This window comes from Nonlabens dokdonensis, assembly GCF_002162835.1.
Taxonomy (GTDB): domain Bacteria; phylum Bacteroidota; class Bacteroidia; order Flavobacteriales; family Flavobacteriaceae; genus Nonlabens; species Nonlabens dokdonensis_B.
On record NZ_MAAX01000197.1, the window covers coordinates 1 to 23,407 of the forward strand.

Here is a 23,407-nt window from a genome sequence, read left to right on the forward strand (position 1 = left end):
TGAACACTGGCTACATGCCACGCGGCAAAGGTCGTGCTCCTAAACAAGTAGTGCCAGATGGAGATGTTACAAAAGAGCAACTATTGCTCAAACTAGAAAAAGTAAAAGCAAGTATTAATGGTTTAAAATCAATAAAAAAAGATAAAACCTTTAAACACCCACTTTTTGGCTGGTTAAATTTAAAGGACACTATAAAGTTCATGGGAATTCATACCCATCATCACATTAAAATAATAAGAGATATTTCTAAGCAATAGTTCAATTAATGGAGAAGAGTAGCAATCCTATTCTTCCTCGTCTTTTACTTTGGGAACAAATAGTGAGGCTCTTTCTAACAGTTTCTCTGAGACTTTAAAGTTAGCACTAAATAAGTAAGAGGAGTCTTCTCTTGCATGCTGAAAATAGGCCGTTTTTGCCCAGCGTAAATCTGTTGCTTTTTTCAAAAACTTTTCATGAGATAAAATATGTACTACCTCATCATTTTTCCAGACTAGAATTTTATAAATCCCTATACCGTTTTGTGCGCACCTTTCTATGACCTCTTTAAAGTCTGCTGCAGGAAATAAATAAACTTGATCTTCTTTTTGAGTAAAATTAAGATCCTTAAAGACCAGTTGAGTAAAAAATTGTTCTATTTCCATTCATTTATTTTTTGAAAAGGCAAAGGTACTTCTATCCTAATTGAATTGACGCTTTTATATGATATAGATTTTATGGTAAATGTTCCGCTTTCGCGAAAGCGGAATTAAGATCCCTGTTCTAAGATATCATTTTTAAGTAGAACTACTATTATCAAATTGTGCTTTTACATGAGGCTTATTTAAATCTAATAAGGTAAATATGCCTAAAAGAATTCCTAAAACACCAGTAATACAATTGATGACTGCAATGGTAAAAACAAAATTGTAATTACGACGCTCTCTCAAATATTTACTAGCGAGAATAGTTAAAACACCTAAGGCTATGGTGATTATAAAGCCTATACCACCTATTATTACTATAAAAGTGCCAGGATTAAAAGGCATATCTGTTTCATGATCCATAGGTGCAAACATTAATGCAGAACCTAAAAAGATGTATAGTAAAAACAGTAACGATAATAGAATAGTTAGAATTCCCTTTACTAGATGCAAGGTTGCAAAGGTGTCTATATTATCAGTAGGCATATAACTTTGGTATTGCTGCTGGTAGTGTTGTTGCTGGTCTGAGTTTTCCATGATGAAAGTGTTTATGTATAGGTATCATAATTTCAATCGTTGTTACATAATTTATCATTTACTAATCAATGTGAATAAAAGCGGTTTCTACGTATCAAATCTTATCGGTGCAATTATCTGTCAAAATCCTACCTTTGCAACATGTCAGAAAATACAGGAATACGTATCAATAAATATCTAAGCGAGCAAGGTTTTTGTTCAAGACGTGCTGCAGATAAACTTATAGAGCAAGAACGAGTAACTATTAATGGAAAAGTACCTGAAATGGGTACTAAAGTGATGCCAGATGATCAGGTTGCAGTAGATGGTGAGGCCATTTCAAAAAAGAAAGAAAAACCGGTCTATCTCGCTTTTAATAAACCTGTAGGCATTGTATGTACGACAGACACTCGCGTAGAAAAAGATAATATCATAGACTTCATCAATTATCCTACTCGTATTTTCCCTATCGGTAGACTTGATAAAATGAGTGAAGGACTTATCTTCTTAACAAACGATGGAGATATAGTAAATAAAATATTACGTTCTCGTAATAATCATGGTAAGGAATATATAGTCACCGTAGATCGCAGCATTGATGACCGTTTTATACAAAGAATGTCTTCAGGTATTCCTATACTAGATACAGTTACTAAAGAATGTGAAGTAGAGCAAATAGGTCGCAAAACATTTAGAATAGTACTTACACAAGGATTAAACAGGCAAATACGTCGTATGTGTGAATATTTAGATTATCGTGTGACAAAACTGAAACGAGTGCGCATCATGAATGTAACATTAGACATTCCTCATGGTACTTATCGAGATTTAACAAAGGAAGAACTTCAAGAACTTGATAGACTTACTAGTCAGAGCTCTAAAACGCTAAATTAGATAAATTTCAAGTAAAATAGTATAGAAGTAATAGCAACCTTTATATCTTTATTACATCTTATAAAATTAAAATTCATGAAAAAGGTACTTCTATTTACTTTTCTATTGCTTTCTGTTTATTCGTATTCTCAAATGAATAAAGAGCAAAGAATTGATAGCTTATTCACAGCGATGAATCAAAACAATGAATTTAACGGTGTGGTACTTTTTGCAGAAGATGGTAATATCATTTTTAAAAAAGCATACGGATATGCCAACTTTGAAACTAATGAACCGCTCTCTACTGAATCAATTTTTGATCTAGCTTCTGTTTCAAAACAATTCACTGCAATGGGAATTGTTATCTTAAATGAACAAAGAAAGTTAGAAATACAAGATCCCATTTCAAAGTATCTTCCATCTTTAAAGTTTTATCCTACCATTACTATAGAGAACTTGTTAACTCATACCTCAGGACTACCAGACTACATGGAGCTTATGAGTGAAAATTGGGATCATAGTAAAATTGCGACTAACAATGATGTTATAGAAATGATGGCACTTAAAAAGCCGGATTTACTGTTTGAACCTGACTCCAAGTATGAGTATTCTAATACGGGCTATCTCCTACTCGCAAGTATTATTGAAAAAGCTTCAGGAATGAGCTACGAGGATTTTCTATCAAAGCATATTTTTCAACCCTTAGAAATGAATGCGACTGTAGTTCATAGACCTAGGTATGCTCCAAAAAAAATTACTAATATGACCAAAGGTCACGTAAATGGCACTGAAGGTGATCCAGTTATAATAGATAGTTATGGTACAGATCAAGTTGCCTATTTTCTAGATGGAATAGTAGGCGATGGAATGGTAAACTCTACGGTAGACGATTTATACAAATGGGATCGTGCCTTGTACACTGACAAATTAGTCTCTCCTAGAAATAAAGACAAAATCTTTACACCGCACGTTCTGAGCAATGGTAAATTAACCAATTATGGATATGGGTGGCAATTGAGAGATCATGAAAAATATGGTAAAACCATAGGACATTCAGGTGCATGGGCAGGTTACTTGACTTATATTGAAAGGCACGTAGATAAAAATAAGACCTTCATCTTTTTGCAAAACACCTCTTTAATGACTACTGGTAATCCAGTGCTCAACAGTCGTAAAATTTTATACAATGAACCTATTGAAATAATCAAATTCGTTAAGAAGGAATATACTTTAGACGAACTGAAATCTTATACGGGCGTTTATAAAAATGCTGCTATTGCTATGGATATTACAATCGCTATAGATGGTAATCAACTAACAGGACAAGCAACGGGACAAGGCGCTTTTCCTTTAGATAGTTATGAAGATCATAAGTTCAAATTTGATCCCGCAGGAATTACCATCATCTTTAGTGATGATAAAAATTCTTTTAAAATCAAACAAGGAAGTAATATTACTTTATTTACAAAGTCCTGATATGACCGTATAAAACGTTGATACGTGCCTAAAATTAAAATTTGTTAAAGTCCATTCACAATTTCATGAAATCTCAAATCCTTGCTCAACGTTTTGATGATGTAATTTTTAATGGAAAGCACATAGCCGGCACAAATTATCATGCATTTCTTCAAGAGATTGATTATGAAACAGCAACTTCTCAAGCTCTTCACGTTAACAGTATTGCGCACTTAACAAGACACGTTCATTATTACATAAATGGAGTTGCTTATGCGTTGCAAACCGGTCATTTGAAAATTAGAGATGCATATAGTTTTGATTTCGCACCTCTTCAACAAGAAATAGAATGGAATCATGTAAAATCTGAGTTTTTTAAAGATGCCACGACTTTGTCTCAACTTATTAAAGGAACAAATGAATTTAAACTATCACTTCCATTTATAAATGAGAAATATGGCTCGTTAGAACATAATATCAATATGATGGTAGAACATTGTTATTACCATCTCGGGCAAATGATTCTTTTATCTAAGATCCATACTAGTTCTAGTACAAATTAAAAAGAACTAAAGTTAACTGCAACTCTTATAATATAAAACTATAAGTTTTGAGGCACTAGTGCAAGACTGTTAAATAATCGTGCTTTAGAGCTTAATAACTTCACTCCTACTTCAAGCCTTTTAAGACTGGATTCAATCAATTTATTTTCTCTAGAATTAATTAAAAAGAGTGAACTATCACCTAAGTTAAACTTTCTAATTTCTGCATTTAGCATTCTTTGAGAATCTTCTACAATTTCTTGAGTAATATCATTTTGTATGGAGTATGATTCTATCTCACTGAAAATTGCTTTCACCTTATTCTCAATAGCAAGAGACGTTGCCATCACATCAAATTCTGCGTCTTGTAACTTGATTTCGGCTAGTTTAACATCACCTCTTTCTTTTCTTAGGAACAATGGAGTAGAAAATTTTATACCAGCTTTATAATCATTAGAGTTATAAGAACTTGTATTGTTCCAGTCAGGCGATATAAAATTATAATTTGCTTCTAATTTAGGTAATAATTTATTTGCTTTTAACTGCCTTTCCACTTCTAACTGATCCATTTTGAGTCGTAATGCCAAAATCTTAGGATGATTTTCAATGGTAAATAAATCGAGCGATTGCCCCATAATTTCTAGTGCAGCATCTACCTGAGAAATAAGGTCTGCTTCTGGAACTACGTTATCTTGAAGTTCTACTGGAACTCCATCAATCCATAAATAATTAGAAAGCTCCAGTCTCTTTTTGATAAAATCAATTTTAGCTTGTTCAAATCCTAGCAAACGCTTCTTAACAGCAATACGTGCCTCAACAGAATCGATCACCGCTTTATCACCGACTTCTACACTACGTTTGATCGCGTTGAGTCTGATCTGAGAGTTTTCTAGAATTTCTTGAAATAATTCTCGCTCTCTTGCAGCCTGCCACCATTCAAAGTAAACTTCAGTTGCATCAAACAAGACAGCATTTACCAGTAAATCTCTTTCTGACTGAGTTTGCTGTCTAAATAGTTTTGCTTTTCTCAAAGTAGCCATGCGGTCATTTATCCACAATCCTTGACCTAATTGAACTGTAACACCAGCACTGTATAAACCATCTTCTGGCACTGTTAATGAAGGGTCTAAAAATGCTCCTTCATTGCGCTCTGCACCAGCCTTAAACTCAACTCCGTACCATGTAGGAATTTTAAATGCTCCTTTTAATTCATCATAATATTCTGTCCCTTTGAAGTCCTTGCGATCATAGTCTACTTCTATTTTAGGATCAAATCCACCTCGAGCTTTAAGCAATTGCGCTTGCCCTTGATCGATTATAAGTCCAGCTTGCTTTACTACAGGATGATGCTTTTTTACATAGCCCAAATATTCTTTAAGACTCATAATAACGGTAGAATCTTGCAAGGTATTTTGAGAGCTTAGTTGTGGTGTTTGCTTTCGCGAAAGCGGACTAGCTACCAACTTTAATCCTGATAATAGAACTAAGAATATAATCAAGTAAGAAATTTTATTATTTCTTATCATTCTTTTTATTTTTTGATGTTTCTGGAGTGTAATAATTAGGTGGAAAACCATTTAATTTACGCCATATTTCATACCAAATAGGCACATCTTCTAATAGTGCGATAGTGTAAGCGCCAGAGCCTGGACGCAAAGCTTCTGGCCATTTATTATCTTCTTCATCTGGAGCAAGAAGAATGCGGTATTTTCCTTTTTCTTCTGTAATAAAAGTTTCTACAGCAATTACCTCTGCGCCATAGGTACCATAAGAAGCATTAGGCCATCCAGAAAAAATTATTGCTGGCCATCCATCAAACTGTACGCGTACTTTCTCACCGACGTGCATTAATGGTAAGTCTATAGGATCTACAAAAGTTTCCACAGCGAGGTCATAGTTAAGTGGCATAATGTTGATGAGAGGTTCTCCATCTTTAAAGGTTTCCCCTTTACCAGCTTTTATAGCTTTATTAAGGTAGCCGTCTTGAGGTGCTGTTACAAAATAAAGGTCGTTGCGTATTTGATAATTGGTTCTATCGGTTTCTAGCTTGCTAACTTCTGCCTCTACACCTAACTGGCTGGATTGAGCTGTAAATTGATCACTACGTGCTTTTTGAATTTTCTCAGCATACTCTTGAATGATTCGGTTTAGTTCGATTTCTGCATTGATTAATTCATTTTTACTCTGTAATAATTTTTGTTCTTTTTCTGCTCTTTTCGCAAGTGTAGATTGTGCTTTGAGATTCTTGTTTTCTACCTCAACAGGAGATTTAATTCCATCTTTCTCAAGGCTCACAGTACGCTCATACTGTTTTTGAGCTATTAACTGATCGTTAATAGCAGCAACTAAGGCCGTACTGTCCTGAATGATCTTCATTTCGGCCTGCTTGTATTTGTTTCTTGCTTGGTCTAATTTAAGTTCTCTCTCACGATTGAGCGCTCCTATCTGTCCATCTAAAGCTCTAATCTTTTCTCGATAAGATTCAACACTTGCTGATTTTGCATCTATTTGTTGACCGGTACGAGCAACAATATTAGGATCAAAGTACTCACTTTTTACCTCGCTGATTCTAAGAATGGTATCGCCTTTCATTACACGATCACCTTCTCTCACATACCACTCTTCTATCTGACCAGCTATGGGAGACTGCAAAGTAAGTGGACGTTGTGCTGGAGTGAGCGTTGTTACAAAGCCTTTACCGTTTATATTTTGAGTCCAAGGGAAGAAGAGAAGAATAAATGCAAAAATTGCAAATCCTCCTAAAAAACGATTGAAAAGCTTATAATGCCTTCTTTTGAGCACACGTCTACCTGCCTTAAAGTTATTTAAACTTAAGGAATCTACTATAGGATTGTTAGATATATTAAGCATAACTATTGATCTAATATTAATTTACCGTTATGAAGAGTTACTAGTCTACCGCAACGTTTTCTCCATTCCATATTCTGACTTACCACAACGAGAGACCATCCATTTGAAGGATCTGTAAGGAAGTCCATGATTCTTTTTGCCTCGTCCTGATCAAATTGATCTAATGGATCTTTTAAAATTAAAATCTTAGGATTTCTTACTATACTACGAGCGAGAATAATCTTTTTTGATACTGTATAACTCAGTTGTTTTCCTTCTGGAAATACAATCGTCTCCAGCCCATGAGGCAACTTTTTTAGGAATGGGTTTAGTCCTACTTTCTCAAGCGCCCAATAAATGCGACTATCTTCTAAGGAGTCATCACCAAATGTGATATTATCTCTCAGTGTTCCTTCAAATGGAGTTTCTTCAGTTAAAGACTGACCTAGATTAGATCTATAATAATTTAAATCCAGTCCTCGCAAATCTGAGTTATTGATATAAATACTACCATTAGATGGTTCAATAATTCCAGCAATAAGCCTTAATAATGTCGCTTTACCACTACCATTTGCACCATTAATTAAAATAGTGCATGTTTCAGATATTTTAAGAGACACCTCGTCTAGAATAGGTTGTGTCCTATCCGGTACAGCATAAGTTACATTATCTAACTCAACGGTAAAATTTTGTTCAATGCCAAATGGTTTTTCTCCAGATTGTGGTTCTAATTCTCGATCTACTACTTGAGCAATTTTTTCTAAAGAGGTAAGCATATCATAGAATGACTCTAGGCCAGATATGATTTTTTCTACCGCTCCTATGATAATTAAAATGATCAACTCTGCCGCAACAAATTGTCCAATGTTCATTTCTTGACTTAGTACTAATAAACCACCTATTATAAGTAATCCAGCAGTAATAAGTACTTTAAAACCTATCATTTGAATGGCCTGGATTATAAGTATTTTAAAGTGCTTTTCTCGATAATTCAAATAACCTGAAACAAGCTCATCATTTTTATCTACTGCATGACTAGTTGCACCAGATAACTTAAAGCTTATTAAAGATCTTGCTATCTCTTGCAACCAGTGCGCAACTTTATACTTACTTTTTGATTCTTGAAGGCTGGTTTCTAAACCTTTCTCTGCGGTATATTTGAATAAGAAATAGGCTAAAACAACTAATAAGACCCCATAAATAATGAAAAATGGATGATAAAAGGATAACAACAACAATCCAAAAACAATTTGCAACAACGCCGTAGGGTAATCTACTAAGAGCTTAGACAAGCTTTTTTGAATAGTAAGTGTATCAAAAAAGCGATTTGCCAGTTCTGGTGGATAGAATCCTTGCAGTGCGCTCATTTTGATTTTAGGAAAACGATAGGCAAAATCAAAAGACGCTCTTGTAAAAATCTTTTGTTGAATGTTCTCAGTTATGCGTATTTGCATGATTTGCAACACTCCACCAAAACCTACTCCTAGTGTAACTAACACGACTAATAGTATCCATGAAGTACTAATTTGAGCACCTTGAATTAAATTAATAATAGCTTGAATACCTAATGGTAAAGATAGTCCTACGATACCAGCAAAAATGGCGTAGTAAAAGATTTGCTTAACATCCTTTTTATCTACCTGTAGCATGCGTAACAATCGCTGCCATGATGTTAATATATTTTTATTTTTTTCCATTATTGATTATAAGTTGTTCTACAAGATCTAAAAAATAGGACGTAGGTGTTATTTTTTTATTACAATCTGTAATACCTGAAAAGTGCTCTTTTAAAAAATGTTGATGTAAAGCTCCATCGATTATCATACTGCTCAAAGAGGATGGAAATTTATAACTTCCATTAACGGCAACTATTAAATCTTTAAGTCTCATCACAAGTCTTTTGTAGATAGCAAAATAACCATCTTTATTCTCTTTATCTACCTCTTTAGTAAGATAAGATTTAGAATATTCTGCAATGACTATTTTATTGAGCAATACCTCATTAATATGACTAAAACTAGAATCTTGAGTCACCTCTTGTGTAAGTATTTCTACTCCTTTAATTAACTTATCTTGTGGTGAAGTTATAATCATTGTTTGCAATACAAGCTGGTACTCTAACCAGCTCCAGTACCATGAAGTAAGATATAATAAAAGCTTGTGCTTATTTTCAAAATATCTATAAATAGAACTCTCATTAGACTTAATAGCAGCACCTAATTTTTTAAAAGTAAATTGCTCAAATCCTAACTCATAGATCATTTCTATACTATGTTTAACAATCCTTTTACCTAGATCTGAACTTTCAGGATCCTTAACATAGATTTTATCATTGATCTCAACTTTCAAATTTTTAAGAAGCGTTTCCATATAACTACGTATTCTAGCCAAATTTAATAGTAATACTATCAAATAATAGTATTGTTATGATTAATTAACAAGAATTTTACTTTTGTTATCCTTAATCTCCTGTAAATCAATCAAAGGACATAAAAAAACCTCAGCTTTCACTGAGGTCGTTTAAAGTATATAGCGGTTTACTTCTTTATTAATTTTGACGTAAATGATCGATCACCTATTTTTAATTTTGCTAGGTATATTCCTTGATCTAATCCTGACACATCAATTTGCAGATTATTTTGTGTCAGCTTTCGCGAAAGCGTAACACGTCCACGTACATCATACAACGTAAGAATACCGTCGATTAAAACATCATTATAATTAATTGTAAAGTGGTCGCTAGCCGGATTAGGTGACATACTAAATAAGCTTTGCTCCACATCAGGACTACTTAAAGGAGTGCGAAAGGTACTTGTAAAGGTGTTAGTTATTATAGCTGGATTGAAATCAAAATAAATCTCTGCAGTATTAGGTACAATCGTTCCTTCTGACCAGCCTGATCTAGGTTTTATCTTAAAATAAACATGGCCGTTTGCTCTTACTGGATCTCTGGTTGAATCAGGCAGCATGATATTATCAAATCGCCATACTACACTATTTTCCATGCGCTCCATGACATAATTGTGACTGCTATTTATCATTTCAATAGTGTTCCAATCTAATTGTGGATCTAGTGTATCTTCTATACGTACATTGATCGCACTTGCCGTACCAGTGTTTTCAAATCTTATAGTGTAATAAAAATAATCATCAGCTGTAAAGGTTGATGGATTTATAAATGCTCCTCTAGACTCCATCTTATCATTAGGGTCATAGCTACCTATTATAATTTGAGATGAAGTACTCGTATTATTTGATGGAGTCAAATCATTTGTCGCTGGTGAAATAGTGGCTACATTAATTAAAACATCTCCTAAACTAACAATAGGTATCACTGGCACTTGCATCTCAACCTCAAATGAGCCTATTGCAAAAGGTGCCAGATTTGTATAAGCTAGAGTTATGTCTGTAGGAGATACGACAGCATTAGGATCTGATACACTAACAATACTAACTGTAGGATCATAATCAAATATCACTTGTCCCACAGGAACGATAGAGGTTCCTAGATTTGTATAATAAACAGTTTCTGTGTACGTAAATCCTGGTCTAGGTTGTTCTTGCGGAATTATATAGGTTACCACATCTTCATAAGCAGTTGTAGGTGTTACTAGGAAATCTCGATTTACAATACCACTATTGTTAGGTACAGTAACACCTGTATAAGTTGCAGGAGATACAGTATAATTGCTAGTGTAAGCAGGTAAAACATTATATGCAAGGTTGTAAGTGTTAGTAGGATCTACATCATAAATATTATAACTGCCTAATGGTGTAGCTACTTGCATTAGGTTACCATTATTATTTCTCTCCCATTGAAAAACTCCTAAAGGAAACGAAGGGTCAGTGGCGTCTACTACTCCATTAAGATTTGTATCTAAAAATGACTGCATTCTTATGCCATCACAATTAACTGTTGCGGTACTAGCCGCACCTATTTCTACTTTCAAGAATCCTGGTTGGTTAGAGAAATTAGAAGTAAGGATTAAATAAAATTCTCCAGCTTGAGCATTGTTTATTTGAGCAATCTCTGGCATAACTGTAGAAAAACTATGATCTACATAATCTGCTTGAGATAACATACCACATTGAGAAGTAGGATTTGTAAAAGGTCCATAAACAGCAAAATCTATATCCAAGTTTTGCCCCATAAAATCTGGTGCAGTATTTTGATACACTTCTAAGGTAAGATCTCCTGATGTCTCGATAGGAATATAAAACCATGTAGGATTACGAGGTCCTGTACTAGAAGAGAATGGATAGTAATTACCAGATTGTGCATTAGAACCGTCAAACACATTTATGAATGGCTGGCCTATTCTTTCGCAAAGTGATTGAGCATCAGCACAGTTATAAGCATTATTACAATTGCCTTGAGGAAACAAGTCGGCCGAGTAGATTACGTCACAATCATTAAGAACTGTTTCCAGTATAAATATACTTTCTCCACCAGATATAGTGGATACATCATAAGCATTAAGATTTGTAATCTGGTTGAGATTATTCTGCGCGTCACCTAAGGAATTAAAATATGTAAGATTATTTGAGGTAGATAGCTGGTTACCCAAATTGTTTAAATCAAAAATAACGGTACCGTCTAAATCATCATCACAAGCGGTAAGATCATTCAAACTGTTAAAATCAAAGAGGTTTTCTCTTACTAATAAATCAAATTCTCTAACTTGGTAAGCACCAGTAGCATTCTCTTCTAACCTAGCATACACTATCGTACTGGATGGAATACAATAGGATACAGCATTTGCAATAACGTTAGATCCTGCATTAGCATTTGCAAAAGTGGGATAATAGGTAACCGTAAAATCAGTAGGATTATTAGAAGATAACAACAAGCTATTATTAACCGTAAGATCAAAACAAGCTACTGTATTAGGCGTTTCTAAACATTCTTCTAATGGTATAGGATTACCTATTACAATGCAATTTGCTTCTTCAACAAGTTGCAATGGCGATACACTACTACAACTAGTAGGAAAAAATGTGGTTCTTACATATACTGTAGGCGTGTTACTAGAAGTTACAAAATTAGCTACAAATCCTATTGGATTGACTTGATTATCAGCATCTAATTGAGTAAGGTAATATTCTGTAGAAAAATTACTTACATTATTAGGAACATTTGATATCTCATTTAAAACACTACTAGACTCCCATTCTATAAAACCATCACCATCATCATCACAACCACGTATAGGTGTAAAATTATATAGGTCCGGACTTTGATTAACCGTTAACTGAAATGATTGAGAAGTATCAGCATTTCCAGTGGCTATCTCTTCTACTCTCACAAAAATTTGCTGACTAGAAGAGCTACAATAGGTAGATGGAATACTATTCGTATTATTATCTGCATCTATTTGAGATAAATAATAACTTACTGCATGAGTGTTAGGAGAGTTATTTCCTAATGCTGGAATCGTATTAATATTCAAATCAAAACAAGCAGAGTTATTAATTAGATCTGTACATGATTCTAAATCTATCAATCTCAAGTTTTGATTACAATTAGTTAATAAAACCACTACATTAATAACTTCAAAGCAACTTGTAGAAGTTTGCACTCTTATAAACAAATCTATGGGAGAATTTGCCTGAAATATAAAAGTCGTGGAAAGTGGATTTGAATTTGTGGAAGCATCTTGCTGACTTAGAAAATAAGTAAAAAGTAAATTATTTTGACCATTAGATAGAAAAGGTTCTATATCAAAAAGATCAACCTGAATTTCACCAGTTGCGGTTATTGTACCACAATACGTATATGTTTGTGGATTATTAACAATGGGTAACGCTTCAACAATTAGATTACTGCTGGTAATATTAAAGTTACCTGTGGCATTATCAATTACTCGTATAAATATCAATTGTGGATTTGTAGTATTTGTATAATTAGAAGCGACCAGTGGATTTACATTATTTACCGCGTCAAATTGTGAAGCATAATACGTAACTGTAAATGCAGTAGGGTCTTGATTACCTAACGCAGCAGCGTTTAAATTAGTTAAATCAAAAACTTCTATACCATCATTTGAAGGATCATCACAAATAATGTAATCTGGTACTGGACCTGCTGTAACTTGTGCAGTAGTTATCGTAACTAAAAGTAGAGCTGTTAAAAGTAAAAGATGTTTCATGATGGCCTGTATTTTTGTGTGAAGTTAACTAAATCAGCCTTAAATTCCATCTATTTCGTTGATTTGCAATATTTAAACGTTAAAACACAAATTGCTAAATAGCTTACGGTAGCTCAAATAACATTTGTTTCTTTTGTTAAAATCAAATGCTTAATATTATAACAAAACATATTTAAGACGATTGCTCTTTATTACTTTTACCTAATGAAAGATAGTCTTCGAGAATTACAAAATGCTGAAGAAAAAGCAGCTCACCTGTTTGAAGAGATTCAGAAAAGAAATATCATAACTGCAGGTAAAACTGAGAAACAAATTAATACAGAAGTATTTTTACTTGCAGATAAGCTGCTAGGTATTAAAAAATACTGGCACAAACGCATTGTAAGAGCTGGAGAAAACACTTTGCTCCCTTATGACGAAAATCCACAAGACTTACTACTTAAGAATGATGACATCCTTTTTATAGATTTTGGCCCTATTCTAGAAGAATGGGAAGCAGATTATGGCAGAACCTTTGTAATAGGTAATGACCCACGTAAAAATCAAATCGCTGCAGATTCTGAAAAATTATGGCATGATGCAAATCAATATTTTAAAAGCAACCCATCCATAACTGGAGCAAATTTGTATGCATACTGCGTAAAACTTGCCCAAAAGTATAATTGGCAATTTGGTGGACCTATCGCTGGACACTTAATTGGACATTTTCCTCATGAAAAGTTAGATGGCGAGCTAAAGACGAATTACATTCATCCAGAAAATCACATTCCTATGAATGAAAAAGATTCTTCCGGCAATAAGCGTCATTGGATTTTAGAAATACATCTTGTAGATAAAGAGAAGAAGATCGGTGCTTTTTTTGAGCAATTAGCTGGAAATTAAAAACTCTAATCTGTTATGCACAAAATGCCTGATTTTATCAGGCATTTATGTTTTTATCCAGTGCTGAATAAAAAGGGGAAAGCAAACTTTTTATTGAATCTCTGCTGTTAAACCTGCTTCTAACAAAGCGGTACAACGCGGTTCTAAATCATTATAATCACCTGATTTTACATTACATTTACCTTTGTAATGTACAATAAGAGAACATTGCTCTGCTTGTATAGGTGTGTGGTCACACGCAGCAACTAACATGTCGATAACGTGATCAAAAGTATTTACCTCATCATTGTAAAGGACAATTTTATTTTCCTTTTGCTCCAAGACTTCCAACTCCAATTCTGGAAGTACTTGTTCTTGTGTGCTCAACTTCATGGCTTAAATTTAATACAATTAATAAAAATACGGAACTACTATAACGTTAAAGTTAATTTTTTATCATTTTAGCAGCGATCCAGTTATCCCTAGTTAGGTTTGAGTCGTAATGAATACCTGTTTCATTACATTTGTTTTTAATGTGTTCCAGATCTTCTTTATAAAAGCCGCTAAATAATATAACGCCGCCACTTTTCAAGCTATTGGAATAAACAGGAATATCTTGAAGCAGTATATTTCTATTAATGTTTGCGATAATAAAATCATACGATCTCCCATCTAACTGTTCTGCTCCACCTAGAATTACATTTACTTTATCGGCATTGTTGCGTTCTACATTTTCTAGAGCATTTTCATAGCACCAGGTATCTATATCAATGGCGTCTACGTTTTTTGCACCTCGCATTTGTGCAAGAATCGCTAGAACACCTGTACCACTTCCCATATCAAGAACATCTAGATCGTTCAAATCTTCATTGAGTAAATGCTCAATCATCATATGAGTAGTTTGATGATGTCCTGTCCCAAAACTCATTTTAGGTTCAATAACGATATCATACTCTACTCCACTAGCCTGATGAAATGGTGCACGTACTTCACAGCGGTTATTAACTACTATGGGATCAAAGTTCTTCTCCCATTCTGCGTTCCAGTTAGTTGGTGGTACATCCGCTTTCGCGAAAGCGATATCACAAAGATCATTTTTTATAATACTAACACCTTCTAATACCTTATCGCTGTCTTGAGATTGTAAAATATAGGCTTTTACACCATGATCTGTTTCTATGAAACTTTCAAAGCCTACCTTACCAAGTTGCGCCATAAGCACATCATTCCAAGGCTGTTGTGGTGATACTTTAAAATCGTACTCCACATATAAAAGGTTAGTCGTATTATTTTCCATAACGATAATGTCCTGTAATTTTAAAGCTAAATAAGCAGTCTTCAAAGACTTGTCCTGCACCTATATTATGCACCATTAAATAGCGTTTTTTATCTTGTGTTTTAGTTTTTGAAACCATCCCTATATGAGTTAGCCCATTGTCTAACTGCCAGCTCACAATGTCACCTGGTAGGTAGTCTACAGCATTTTGAGACACTATTAAACTCACACCTTTCCTGCTGAAGAAACAGCGCAAATTAGGAACACGTCTGTGATCAATATTAGTATCTGTCTTTTTTAAACCCCAATTGTTAGGATATTCAGAAAAATGGGCTTTCATATCTTCATGAACATCTTTTTGAAGGTCAATATCCAGTTTTCTATAGGTTCTTATCACCACATCGGTACAGACACCATAAGGTTTAGGGACGTCTCCGTTAGGATATGGTATTTTGAAATAAGTACCGTTGTAAACTACTTTATCTTTTGTAAGCTCTTCTGCGGCAGTTGCTACTTTATTGCCATAGTCTGTCTGTCCTGCGACAGATAAGCTAGCTAGTAAAAAGAGAGATAAAATTATTTTCTTAAAATGCATTTGCTATATCAAGGAAAGATTGAGCGTCTAGCGATGCGCCACCTACTAGTCCACCTTCTACGTCTGGTTTTGCAAAAATCTCTGCAGCATTTGCAGGTTTTACACTACCTCCATAAAGTATGCTAGTATTGCTTGCTGTTTCTTTTCCAAATTTAGATTCTATAAAAGAACGTAAATGTGCATGCATTTCTTGTGCTTGTTCTGGACTAGCCGTTTCTCCTGTTCCTATTGCCCATACTGGCTCATAAGCTACGATTACATTTTCCATTTCTTTGGCTGTAAGATCAAATAATCCTTTTTCTATTTGGGCAGTTACTGTATCAAAGTGATTACCAGCTTTGCGTTCTTCTAGATGTTCTCCACAACAAAATATGACTTTCATTCCTTTATCGATAGCTGCCTTAGTTTTGGCAGCAAGCAATTCATCTGTCTCGCCATAAGTATCTCTACGTTCTGAGTGACCTATAATCACTGTTTGTATACCTATACTTTGTAACATATCAACAGATATCTCACCTGTATACGCTCCTTTTTCTGCTTCACAAACATTTTGTGAGACTACTTCAATAACGGTATCAAGAGTGCTATTAAAAGCATTGTATAAAAACGGATGTGACGGTGCGATCATTAACTCACAATTGAATTCTTTAACTAATCCAGTTTTTAAATCAGATATAAGTCGTTGCGTTTGTGATAGATCACAATTCATTTTCCAGTTTCCAGCTACTATATTTTTTCTCATTGTATTTCTCTTTTGATACTTATTTAAGCAATAATTTCAAAATTGCTGCTTTTAATTTGGTTATGCAAATGTAGGTTAAGGTATTGAACTTAAATTCAGGAAAATCGATTGCGAAGGGTTGATTTGAAAATAATTTGTATTAAGAAATAGGATAAAACTTTATGTCAGTTCTGCTCTTAAACTCTAAATAACTAATTACTTCATACAAATTTAATGGTTGAAATAAGGTACACCTAACACCTAACTTACTCTAATCTCACTCTAGGATCCAGCCACACATAAATAAAGTCGACTAAAATATTAATCAAAATAAACAACGTTGCAATAACTAAAACTGCTCCAGTAATAACCGGTAAATCTTGCGTATTAAGAGCCTCCACTATTTCCTTTCCTATACCATTCCAGTTAAAGATGTATTCTACAAACACAGCACCAGCGAGCAAACTTGCAAACCAGCCGCTTACTGCAGTAATTACCGGATTGAGCGCATTTTTAAAAGCATGCTTCTTTATTACTTGTAAAGTCGTCAATCCTTTAGCATAAGCCGTAGTAATATATTCTTGCCCCATTACTTCCAGCAAACTGTTTCTCATAAGTTGTGAAATAACTGCAAGAGGTCTGATTCCTAGAACCACTGCTGGCAAAATCAAATTGCGCCATTGCAATTGCATTCCTTCACCATAGTCATCCATTTCATAAAGACTTCCACTCATTTTAAGTCCTGTCCATTCATGCCATAAATACCCAAATACAAAAGCAAAAATAATCGCACTGAAAAAGCTAGGAATACTCATTCCCATGGTACTGATCACTTGTATCAACTGGTCTACCCAACTATTTTTATACAAAGCAGAAACAACACCCAAAATCAAACCTAAAACTAATGCAATGCTTATAGCTGCTACTGCTAAGATCATTGTGTTAGGCAAGGTCTCTCCTATTATGTTACTTACTTTTTTATCTGTTTTTTGAAATGATTCTCTTAGATAAGGCCATTTTAAATAAGTAGAAGTTTCCCCTATTTCAAAAAGCTCCACTCCAGTATATTTACCATTATCATAAGTAAAATCTTCTGGTTGCAAACTGTGAAAAGAGACCGGCGACAAGTCATTTAGAAAATATAAATATTGAGTTTCTATAGATTTATCGAGACCGTACTTTGCTCTTACATTAGCAAGTTGTTCTTCAGATTCATTTTGTCCCAGCATCATTTGAGCTGGATCACCTGGCAATAAATAAAATAGCAAGAATATAACCGTTACCACACCATAAAGTGTAAGCAACGCATATCCTAATTTTTTAAGCATATAGCTTATCATAGAGATAGATCCTCAAAATCGTTCCAATGCGATTTACCAGTAATAACACCTTTTTTAATCGTCATTACGGATGGTGTAGAACGTACTGCTGTTTTTATTTGTGTCCCATCAGTCGTGTAAAAAGGAATAGACACATCATGCATTTTCAATAAAGGCGCTAGCTGCTCCTCGCTATTGGCACTCAAACCTATTACCTCATACCCAGATTTTTGAGCTCTAGAAATAAAGGTAGCTAACTTAGACATTCCGCCTTCTTCAGCTTTGGTCATGTCATAAATCATTACAAAAGCAACTTTTTCCTTGTCTAAAAATTCTTGAGTAAAATCTTCGCCATCACGCTCAATTGCAAAATCATGAATTTTAGGAAGAGCTGCTTCTTGAATTACTCGCGTTTCTACTTTGTCATAGTTTGGTCTTCCTTCTGGCGGTAGTCCATCAGTCGTGATGATTTCTTCTTCACCGTCTACTGTGTAGTACCAGTCATAACCATACACTTCTTTTTGGTTAGGATCTTCTTGCATAGCAACTTCTATATCTGTTCCTACTTTGTAAGCTCTGAAATCAAGAATAGGCAAATGCATCAGCACGTAATAAGCGATAATAAAACAGATGATGGTAGCAACGAGTATGATTATGGAGGATGTAGCTTTCGCGAAAGCGGTCTTCCATTTATCCATATTGAAAAACAAAATCAATATCATGACTAAAAGAATCACATCCTTTGCAAAAGATTCCCACGGTACTAGCGGAATCGCATCTCCGAAACAACCGCAATCTGTAACTTTATCAAAATAGGCAGAATAAAATGTCAAAAAGGTAAAGAAACCTATCATGAGCAACAACGACCAGATTGTAAATTTCTTCTGAAAGCCTAGTAGTAACATGATTCCTAAAATCACCTCAAAAATGACCAAGAAAATTGCCATAGGAAGTGCTAAAGTCTGAAGAAACTCGAGATTTAAAACATCTGCACTAAAATATTCATCGAGTTTATAAGAAAATCCAAGAGGATCGTTTAGCTTTATTAAACCACTAAATATGAACAATATACCGACAAACCAGCGGCAAAATGTAACTAATGCTTTCATACTTTTTTCTTTAAAGGTCAAATATAGGAATTAGGCTTGAGTTTGTGAGTTCATGAGCCTTTGAGTTTTGAGGGGAATTAAACCAGATCAAAATGTCTGCAAGATTTTATCAAAATAATAAAACTCCTTTCCTAAGAATAGGAAAGGTGGACAAAGCGAGTGATAACGAGTTTTGGTCGGAAAGGTGGAAAGGTGTTTTTTATTATCGAGATTACAAATAGATTATAAAGGAACTTAGGGATCAAAGTTAACCTACAACCTCATCCCACATCCCTAATACCTAATCTCCAAAACCCAAAAAGCTCCATTCTTAAAATAAGAACAGAGCTTTTTAAATATAAATCAGTACCAATTACTTCACAGCAACCAGTTCTACATCAAATACTAATGTTGCATTAGGTGGAATCACGCCACCAGCACCAGCGCTACCATAAGCGATGTGTGATGGTATAACTAATCTAGCTTTATCACCTACTTGTAACAATTGAATTCCTTCATCCCAGCCAGCGATTACTTGGCCCATTCCTAAAGCAAAATCAATAGGCTGCTTGCGCTCATAACTAGAATCAAATACTTTGCCGTTAGGCAACATACCTTTATAATGTACGCTTACTGTTTTTCCTTTTTCTGCTTTTGCGCCATCACCTTTATTGATGATTTTATAACGCAATCCGCTCTCTGTTTTATCAAAGCCCATGGCAATCTCATCGATCTCTTGATCGGCTTGCTTTCTTGCTTGTTCTTCTCTTGCTTTTGCAGCACCTTCAAACTGGCGAAATTCTTCTACAGCATTAAAAGACTGTGCAGCATCTCCTTCTCTTACTATAGTTACCGTTTTGATCTCGTCACCTTGAGCAATTGCATCAACTACATCTTGACCTTCTATTACTTTTCCAAAAACGGTATGCTTATCGTCTAACCATGCTGTTTCTATGTGCGTAATAAAGAACTGAGAACCATTTGTACCAGGTCCAGCATTTGCCATACTCAATACTCCAGGTCCGTCGTGACGTAATTCTGGGTGAAATTCATCATCAAATTTATAACCTGGTCCACCAGAACCTGTTCCTTGTGGATCTCCACCTTGAATCATAAAATCTGGTATTACTCTATGAAACTTTAAACCATCATAGTAAGGAGTACCTTGATCTTTAGCAGTATTTTCTAAGTTACCTTCGGCAAGGGCAACAAAGTTACCTACAGTACCAGGTGTTTTATCGTGGTGTAATTTAACTAAGATTTCTCCTTTTGAAGTATCAAATTTTGCGTAAATTCCTTCTTGCATTTTTCTTATTTTTTTAAAGATGCAAATATAATTCATTCATTAAGAGTAGTCCATAAGCTATGTATTATTTTAACGATTGGAATCTATGTCTGTAACTATATGCTTGTACCTACCGTTGGTATTATGATAATTTTGGAAAAACTTCCTCTATTGTTTTGTATTTTCGCTAAGCTATTCATTTAAAGTGGTTTAACTTTTAGAACAACTTTATTTAGTAACCTCACATTCACAATATTACCTACTATATAGCATCTATTTAATGAAAATATATACAAAAACTGGAGATAAAGGAACTACGGCACTATTTGGTGGTACTCGCGTTCCTAAACATAATCTAAGAATCGATAGTTATGGAACTGTTGATGAATTAAATTCATGGATGGGTTTAATCAGAGACCAAGAGATTTCAAAGCATACGAGCGCAATTATTAATGCTATCCAGCACCATTTATTTACTATAGGCGCTATTCTAGCAACACCTCCAGAAAAAGAAACCTTAAAAAATGGAAAAGAGCGTTTAAATATTTCTAAAATAAGTGATGAAGAGATCACGATGCTAGAGAAAGAAATGGACACTATGAACGAAGAACTTCCAGAAATGACTCACTTTATTCTTCCTGGAGGACATCCTTCTGTGTCATATTGTCACATTACTAGAACTGTTTGTCGCCGTGCAGAGCGCCTTGCATCAGAACTTAACGAGCATACACCTATCGATCCACAAGTTTTGAAGTACCTAAACCGACTTTCTGACTACCTATTTGTATTGGCACGTAAATTGTCTAAAGATTTACAAGCCGAAGAGATAAAATGGATCCCAAAAAAACATTGATTTCATTTTAAATAGAAGTTGTTTTTAAAAGCTTAACCAGCACATTTGCAGCGATATCTATATTAAAAGAATTAAAAAGTGGGGCAACTGATGAGCATTTTCAGCAAACATTTTGATTTTCAAAAGCTTATACGCTCTTGCAAATCTTGAAATCAAAGTAAAATTAACTTGCAAAATTCGACGATAAGTTTATTTTTGCAAAAAACTTAACGAGTATAAACTATGTATTGGACACTAGAACTCGCATCCTATTTAAGTGATGCACCTTGGCCTGCTGAGAAAGATGAATTGATTGATTATGCAATTCGTACAGGAGCACCGTTAGAGGTAGTGGAAAATTTACAAGCTATTGAAGATGAAGGTGACTTATATGAGTCCATTCAAGAAATATGGCCCGATTATCCTACAGACGACGATTACCTCTGGAATGAGGATGAATATTAATGATGTAATATCATATAAAAAGTCTCGTATAGAGACTTTTTTTTTGCTTTAATTTTAGATATTAGCAACAGCGATTACAATATTATAAATTGCTATAAATCAAATAAATAAAAATCCATGGGACTATTAGATTCCGTTTTAAAAATATTCGTAGGCGATAAGTCTAAGAAAGATATCAAAGAAATTCAACCTATTGTTGACAAAATACTCAAGTTTGAGCCCGAGTTAGAAAAGCTTTCTCTAGATGAATTACGTCATAAAACAGTAGAGTTTAAAGATATTATCGCTTCCGCGAAAGCGGATACCATGTCCAAAATCGCTGCTCTGAAAAAAAGTGCTGAGGAAGAACAAGACATCGATAAACGAGAAGAAATCTATAATGAAATAGATCAATTAGAAGATGTTGCTTATCAACAAGGTGAAGATGCACTGAATGAAATCATGCCAGAAGCATTTGCTGTAATGAAAGAAACAGCAAAACGTTTCTATCACAATGCAGAGTTACAAGTAGCAGCGACTCCTAGAGACAGAGAACTTTCTGCAGCAGTTGATTACGTAACTTTAGATGGAGATCACGCAGTATGGAAAAACTCTTGGGATGCTGCCGGAAAGCCTATCGTATGGGACATGATTCATTACGATGTGCAATTAATAGGTGGTGCAACATTACACAGCGGTAAAATTGCCGAAATGCAAACTGGAGAAGGAAAAACACTTGTTGCCACCTTACCTGTTTACTTAAATGCATTGACCGGTAATGGTGTTCACGTAGTAACAGTAAACGATTACCTAGCAAAACGTGATGGTGCATGGATAGGACCTTTATTTGAATTTCATGGTCTTACTATAGACTGTATCGATTACCACAAACCTAATTCTGAAGAAAGAAGACAAGCCTATTTAGCTGATATCACTTATGGAACTAACAATGAGTTTGGTTTTGATTACCTACGTGATAACATGGCTCACGCTCCTAAAGATCTAGTTCAACGTAAGCATAATTATGCTATTATTGATGAAACAGATTCGGTTCTTATTGATGATGCACGTACACCTTTGATTATTTCTGGACCAGTTCCACAAGGAGATCGTCAGGAATTTGATGTATTAAAACAACCAGTCGCAAATATTGTAGAAGTTCAAAGAAAAGAACTGATCAAGACTCTTGCGCAAGCAAAGAAACTCATTGCAGATGGTGATCTAAAAGAAGGTGGTAAACAATTACTACGTGTTTATCGTGGTCTTCCTAAAAACAAAGCATTAATTAAGTTCTTGAGTGAAGAAGGAATCAAAACTTTACTTCAAAAGACAGAGAACTTCTACATGCAAGATAACAATCGTGAAATGCCTAAAGTAGATGAGGCTCTTTACTTTGTTATTGATGAAAAAAACAATCAGGTAGAACTTACAGACAAAGGAATAGAATTCCTTTCTGGAGAAGACCAGCCAGATTTCTTCGTGATGCCAGAAGTAGGTATGGAAATAAGCCGTATCGAGAGCGCTGGACTTTCTAAAGAAGAAGAAGCTGAGAAAAAAGAAGAGCTTTTCCGTGAATTCTCTGTAAAATCAGAACGTATTCACACTTTGAACCAGTTATTGAAAGCTTATACCCTATTTGAAAAAGATACAGAGTACATAGTTGACGCTCAAGAAAAGAAAGTTCCTAATGGTGCTGGTGGCTTTAGAGTAGAAACAGAAATGATCGTTAAAATCGTAGACGAGCAAACTGGTCGTGCGATGGATGGACGTCGTTACAGCGATGGATTACACCAGGCGATCGAGGCAAAAGAGAATCTAACGATTCAAGATGCCACTCAAACCTTTGCTACCATTACATTACAGAATTACTTCCGTATGTATAAGAAGTTAGCTGGTATGACTGGTACTGCAGTAACTGAAG

General features: G+C 34.6%; 20 protein-coding genes and 2 pseudogenes. 8 read left to right on the top strand and 14 right to left on the bottom strand.

All coding sequences use genetic code 11. The features are described 5' to 3' along the window. A pseudogene (locus A9Q93_RS13235) lies at positions 1 to 257 on the top strand (hypothetical protein); the annotation flags it as partial. 27 nt (positions 258 to 284) lie between these two features. Here A9Q93_RS13235 and A9Q93_RS13240 read toward each other — a convergent pair. Further along, the gene (locus A9Q93_RS13240; RefSeq protein ID WP_303687879.1) at positions 285 to 641 is read right to left on the bottom strand and encodes a hypothetical protein; all 357 of its coding nucleotides are present in this window, start codon (positions 639 to 641) and stop codon (positions 285 to 287) included. A gap of 132 nt (positions 642 to 773) precedes the next feature. Beyond that, complete coding sequence (locus A9Q93_RS13245) at positions 774 to 1,217, bottom strand: hypothetical protein (protein ID WP_303687880.1); 444 nt, start codon at positions 1,215 to 1,217, stop codon at positions 774 to 776. 141 nt (positions 1,218 to 1,358) lie between these two features. Here A9Q93_RS13245 and rluF point away from each other — a divergent pair, with 141 nt between their 5' ends. From rluF to A9Q93_RS13260, 3 genes are all read left to right on the top strand, one after another. Further along, positions 1,359 to 2,090, top strand: coding sequence for a 23S rRNA pseudouridine(2604) synthase RluF (gene rluF, locus A9Q93_RS13250; RefSeq protein WP_303687881.1), 732 nt, complete (start codon positions 1,359 to 1,361; stop codon positions 2,088 to 2,090). 75 nt (positions 2,091 to 2,165) lie between these two features. Next, positions 2,166 to 3,545, top strand: coding sequence for a serine hydrolase (locus tag A9Q93_RS13255; protein WP_303687882.1), 1,380 nt, complete (start codon positions 2,166 to 2,168; stop codon positions 3,543 to 3,545). Positions 3,546 to 3,610: 65 nt separating this feature from the next. Next, positions 3,611 to 4,087 carry a DUF1572 domain-containing protein gene (locus tag A9Q93_RS13260; protein ID WP_303687883.1) on the top strand — a complete coding sequence of 159 codons (477 nt, stop codon included), beginning with the start codon at positions 3,611 to 3,613 and terminating at the stop codon, positions 4,085 to 4,087. A 38-nt stretch (positions 4,088 to 4,125) separates the two neighbouring features. On the opposite strand, the gene A9Q93_RS13265 is transcribed toward A9Q93_RS13260, so the two are convergent. The 5 genes from A9Q93_RS13265 to A9Q93_RS13285 form a co-directional block, all read right to left on the bottom strand. Continuing rightward, positions 4,126 to 5,592, bottom strand: a complete 1,467-nt coding sequence (locus A9Q93_RS13265) for a TolC family protein (RefSeq protein WP_303687884.1) — start codon at positions 5,590 to 5,592, stop codon at positions 4,126 to 4,128. Beyond that, positions 5,579 to 6,937, bottom strand: coding sequence for an HlyD family secretion protein (locus A9Q93_RS13270; protein ID WP_303687885.1), 1,359 nt, complete (start codon positions 6,935 to 6,937; stop codon positions 5,579 to 5,581). Before A9Q93_RS13270 ends, A9Q93_RS13265 begins: the two co-directional genes overlap by 14 nt. A 2-nt stretch (positions 6,938 to 6,939) precedes the next feature. After that, complete coding sequence (locus A9Q93_RS13275) at positions 6,940 to 8,613, bottom strand: peptidase domain-containing ABC transporter (RefSeq protein WP_303687886.1); 1,674 nt, start codon at positions 8,611 to 8,613, stop codon at positions 6,940 to 6,942. After that, positions 8,600 to 9,286: a TetR/AcrR family transcriptional regulator gene (locus A9Q93_RS13280; RefSeq protein ID WP_303687887.1), complete on the bottom strand. Its 687-nt coding sequence runs from the start codon at positions 9,284 to 9,286 to the stop codon at positions 8,600 to 8,602. Before A9Q93_RS13280 ends, A9Q93_RS13275 begins: the two co-directional genes overlap by 14 nt. A 167-nt stretch (positions 9,287 to 9,453) precedes the next feature. Beyond that, complete coding sequence (locus A9Q93_RS13285; RefSeq protein WP_303687888.1) at positions 9,454 to 13,065, bottom strand: T9SS type A sorting domain-containing protein; 3,612 nt, start codon at positions 13,063 to 13,065, stop codon at positions 9,454 to 9,456. Between the two features lie 204 nt (positions 13,066 to 13,269). Here A9Q93_RS13285 and A9Q93_RS13290 point away from each other — a divergent pair, with 204 nt between their 5' ends. Beyond that, the gene (locus A9Q93_RS13290; RefSeq protein WP_303687889.1) at positions 13,270 to 13,947 is read left to right on the top strand and encodes a M24 family metallopeptidase; all 678 of its coding nucleotides are present in this window, start codon (positions 13,270 to 13,272) and stop codon (positions 13,945 to 13,947) included. A 90-nt stretch (positions 13,948 to 14,037) separates the two neighbouring features. Here the strand turns inward: A9Q93_RS13290 and A9Q93_RS13295 are convergent, their stop codons facing one another. From A9Q93_RS13295 to A9Q93_RS13325, 7 genes are all read right to left on the bottom strand, one after another. Further along, positions 14,038 to 14,313, bottom strand: coding sequence for an ATP-dependent Clp protease adaptor ClpS (locus A9Q93_RS13295; protein ID WP_303687897.1), 276 nt, complete (start codon positions 14,311 to 14,313; stop codon positions 14,038 to 14,040). A gap of 58 nt (positions 14,314 to 14,371) precedes the next feature. Beyond that, positions 14,372 to 15,223, bottom strand: coding sequence for a 50S ribosomal protein L11 methyltransferase (gene prmA, locus A9Q93_RS13300; protein ID WP_303687890.1), 852 nt, complete (start codon positions 15,221 to 15,223; stop codon positions 14,372 to 14,374). Continuing rightward, complete coding sequence (locus tag A9Q93_RS13305; protein WP_303687891.1) at positions 15,213 to 15,797, bottom strand: DUF1287 domain-containing protein; 585 nt, start codon at positions 15,795 to 15,797, stop codon at positions 15,213 to 15,215. The genes prmA and A9Q93_RS13305 overlap by 11 nt, the downstream gene beginning before the upstream one ends. Beyond that, positions 15,787 to 16,539, bottom strand: a complete 753-nt coding sequence (tpiA, locus tag A9Q93_RS13310) for a triose-phosphate isomerase (protein WP_303687892.1) — start codon at positions 16,537 to 16,539, stop codon at positions 15,787 to 15,789. The genes A9Q93_RS13305 and tpiA overlap by 11 nt, the downstream gene beginning before the upstream one ends. A gap of 245 nt (positions 16,540 to 16,784) precedes the next feature. Further along, positions 16,785 to 17,858 (bottom strand): ABC transporter permease, encoded by a 1,074-nt coding sequence (locus tag A9Q93_RS13315; RefSeq protein ID WP_303687893.1) that lies wholly within the window; start codon positions 17,856 to 17,858, stop codon positions 16,785 to 16,787. Continuing rightward, positions 17,855 to 18,946, bottom strand: a complete 1,092-nt coding sequence (locus A9Q93_RS13320; RefSeq protein WP_303687894.1) for a BT_3928 family protein — start codon at positions 18,944 to 18,946, stop codon at positions 17,855 to 17,857. Before A9Q93_RS13320 ends, A9Q93_RS13315 begins: the two co-directional genes overlap by 4 nt. 352 nt (positions 18,947 to 19,298) lie before the next feature. Then, on the bottom strand, positions 19,299 to 20,231 hold the full coding sequence (locus A9Q93_RS13325; RefSeq protein ID WP_303687895.1) for a peptidylprolyl isomerase: 933 nt from the start codon (positions 20,229 to 20,231) through the stop codon (positions 19,299 to 19,301). A gap of 259 nt (positions 20,232 to 20,490) precedes the next feature. Here A9Q93_RS13325 and A9Q93_RS13330 point away from each other — a divergent pair, with 259 nt between their 5' ends. From A9Q93_RS13330 to secA, 3 genes and pseudogenes are all read left to right on the top strand, one after another. Further along, positions 20,491 to 21,063 (top strand): cob(I)yrinic acid a,c-diamide adenosyltransferase, encoded by a 573-nt coding sequence (locus A9Q93_RS13330; protein WP_303687896.1) that lies wholly within the window; start codon positions 20,491 to 20,493, stop codon positions 21,061 to 21,063. 222 nt (positions 21,064 to 21,285) lie between these two features. Beyond that, entirely contained in the window at positions 21,286 to 21,507 is a 222-nt protein-coding gene (locus A9Q93_RS13335) for a DUF2795 domain-containing protein (protein WP_015360681.1), read from the top strand. A gap of 117 nt (positions 21,508 to 21,624) precedes the next feature. After that, positions 21,625 to 23,407: pseudogene (gene secA / locus A9Q93_RS13340) on the top strand (preprotein translocase subunit SecA); the annotation flags it as partial.

Excerpts from the sequence above, each read along its gene's own strand:
- A9Q93_RS13315 (WP_303687893.1), bottom strand. The coding sequence starts at position 17,858 with ATGATAAGCTATATGCTTAAAAAATTAGGATATGCGTTGCTTACACTT.
- A9Q93_RS13290 (WP_303687889.1), top strand. The coding sequence starts at position 13,270 with ATGAAAGATAGTCTTCGAGAATTACAAAATGCTGAAGAAAAAGCAGCT.
- A9Q93_RS13335 (WP_015360681.1), top strand. The coding sequence starts at position 21,286 with ATGTATTGGACACTAGAACTCGCATCCTATTTAAGTGATGCACCTTGG.
- A9Q93_RS13270 (WP_303687885.1), bottom strand. The coding sequence starts at position 6,937 with ATGCTTAATATATCTAACAATCCTATAGTAGATTCCTTAAGTTTAAAT.
- A9Q93_RS13280 (WP_303687887.1), bottom strand. The coding sequence starts at position 9,286 with ATGGAAACGCTTCTTAAAAATTTGAAAGTTGAGATCAATGATAAAATC.
- A9Q93_RS13255 (WP_303687882.1), top strand. The coding sequence starts at position 2,166 with ATGAAAAAGGTACTTCTATTTACTTTTCTATTGCTTTCTGTTTATTCG.
- A9Q93_RS13305 (WP_303687891.1), bottom strand. The coding sequence starts at position 15,797 with ATGCATTTTAAGAAAATAATTTTATCTCTCTTTTTACTAGCTAGCTTA.
- prmA (WP_303687890.1), bottom strand. The coding sequence starts at position 15,223 with ATGGAAAATAATACGACTAACCTTTTATATGTGGAGTACGATTTTAAA.
- A9Q93_RS13240 (WP_303687879.1), bottom strand. The coding sequence starts at position 641 with ATGGAAATAGAACAATTTTTTACTCAACTGGTCTTTAAGGATCTTAAT.
- A9Q93_RS13245 (WP_303687880.1), bottom strand. The coding sequence starts at position 1,217 with ATGGAAAACTCAGACCAGCAACAACACTACCAGCAGCAATACCAAAGT.
- A9Q93_RS13325 (WP_303687895.1), bottom strand. The coding sequence starts at position 20,231 with ATGCAAGAAGGAATTTACGCAAAATTTGATACTTCAAAAGGAGAAATC.
- A9Q93_RS13320 (WP_303687894.1), bottom strand. The coding sequence starts at position 18,946 with ATGAAAGCATTAGTTACATTTTGCCGCTGGTTTGTCGGTATATTGTTC.
- tpiA (WP_303687892.1), bottom strand. The coding sequence starts at position 16,539 with ATGAGAAAAAATATAGTAGCTGGAAACTGGAAAATGAATTGTGATCTA.
- A9Q93_RS13330 (WP_303687896.1), top strand. The coding sequence starts at position 20,491 with ATGAAAATATATACAAAAACTGGAGATAAAGGAACTACGGCACTATTT.
- A9Q93_RS13265 (WP_303687884.1), bottom strand. The coding sequence starts at position 5,592 with ATGATAAGAAATAATAAAATTTCTTACTTGATTATATTCTTAGTTCTA.
- A9Q93_RS13285 (WP_303687888.1), bottom strand. The coding sequence starts at position 13,065 with ATGAAACATCTTTTACTTTTAACAGCTCTACTTTTAGTTACGATAACT.
- A9Q93_RS13275 (WP_303687886.1), bottom strand. The coding sequence starts at position 8,613 with ATGGAAAAAAATAAAAATATATTAACATCATGGCAGCGATTGTTACGC.
- rluF (WP_303687881.1), top strand. The coding sequence starts at position 1,359 with ATGTCAGAAAATACAGGAATACGTATCAATAAATATCTAAGCGAGCAA.
- A9Q93_RS13260 (WP_303687883.1), top strand. The coding sequence starts at position 3,611 with ATGAAATCTCAAATCCTTGCTCAACGTTTTGATGATGTAATTTTTAAT.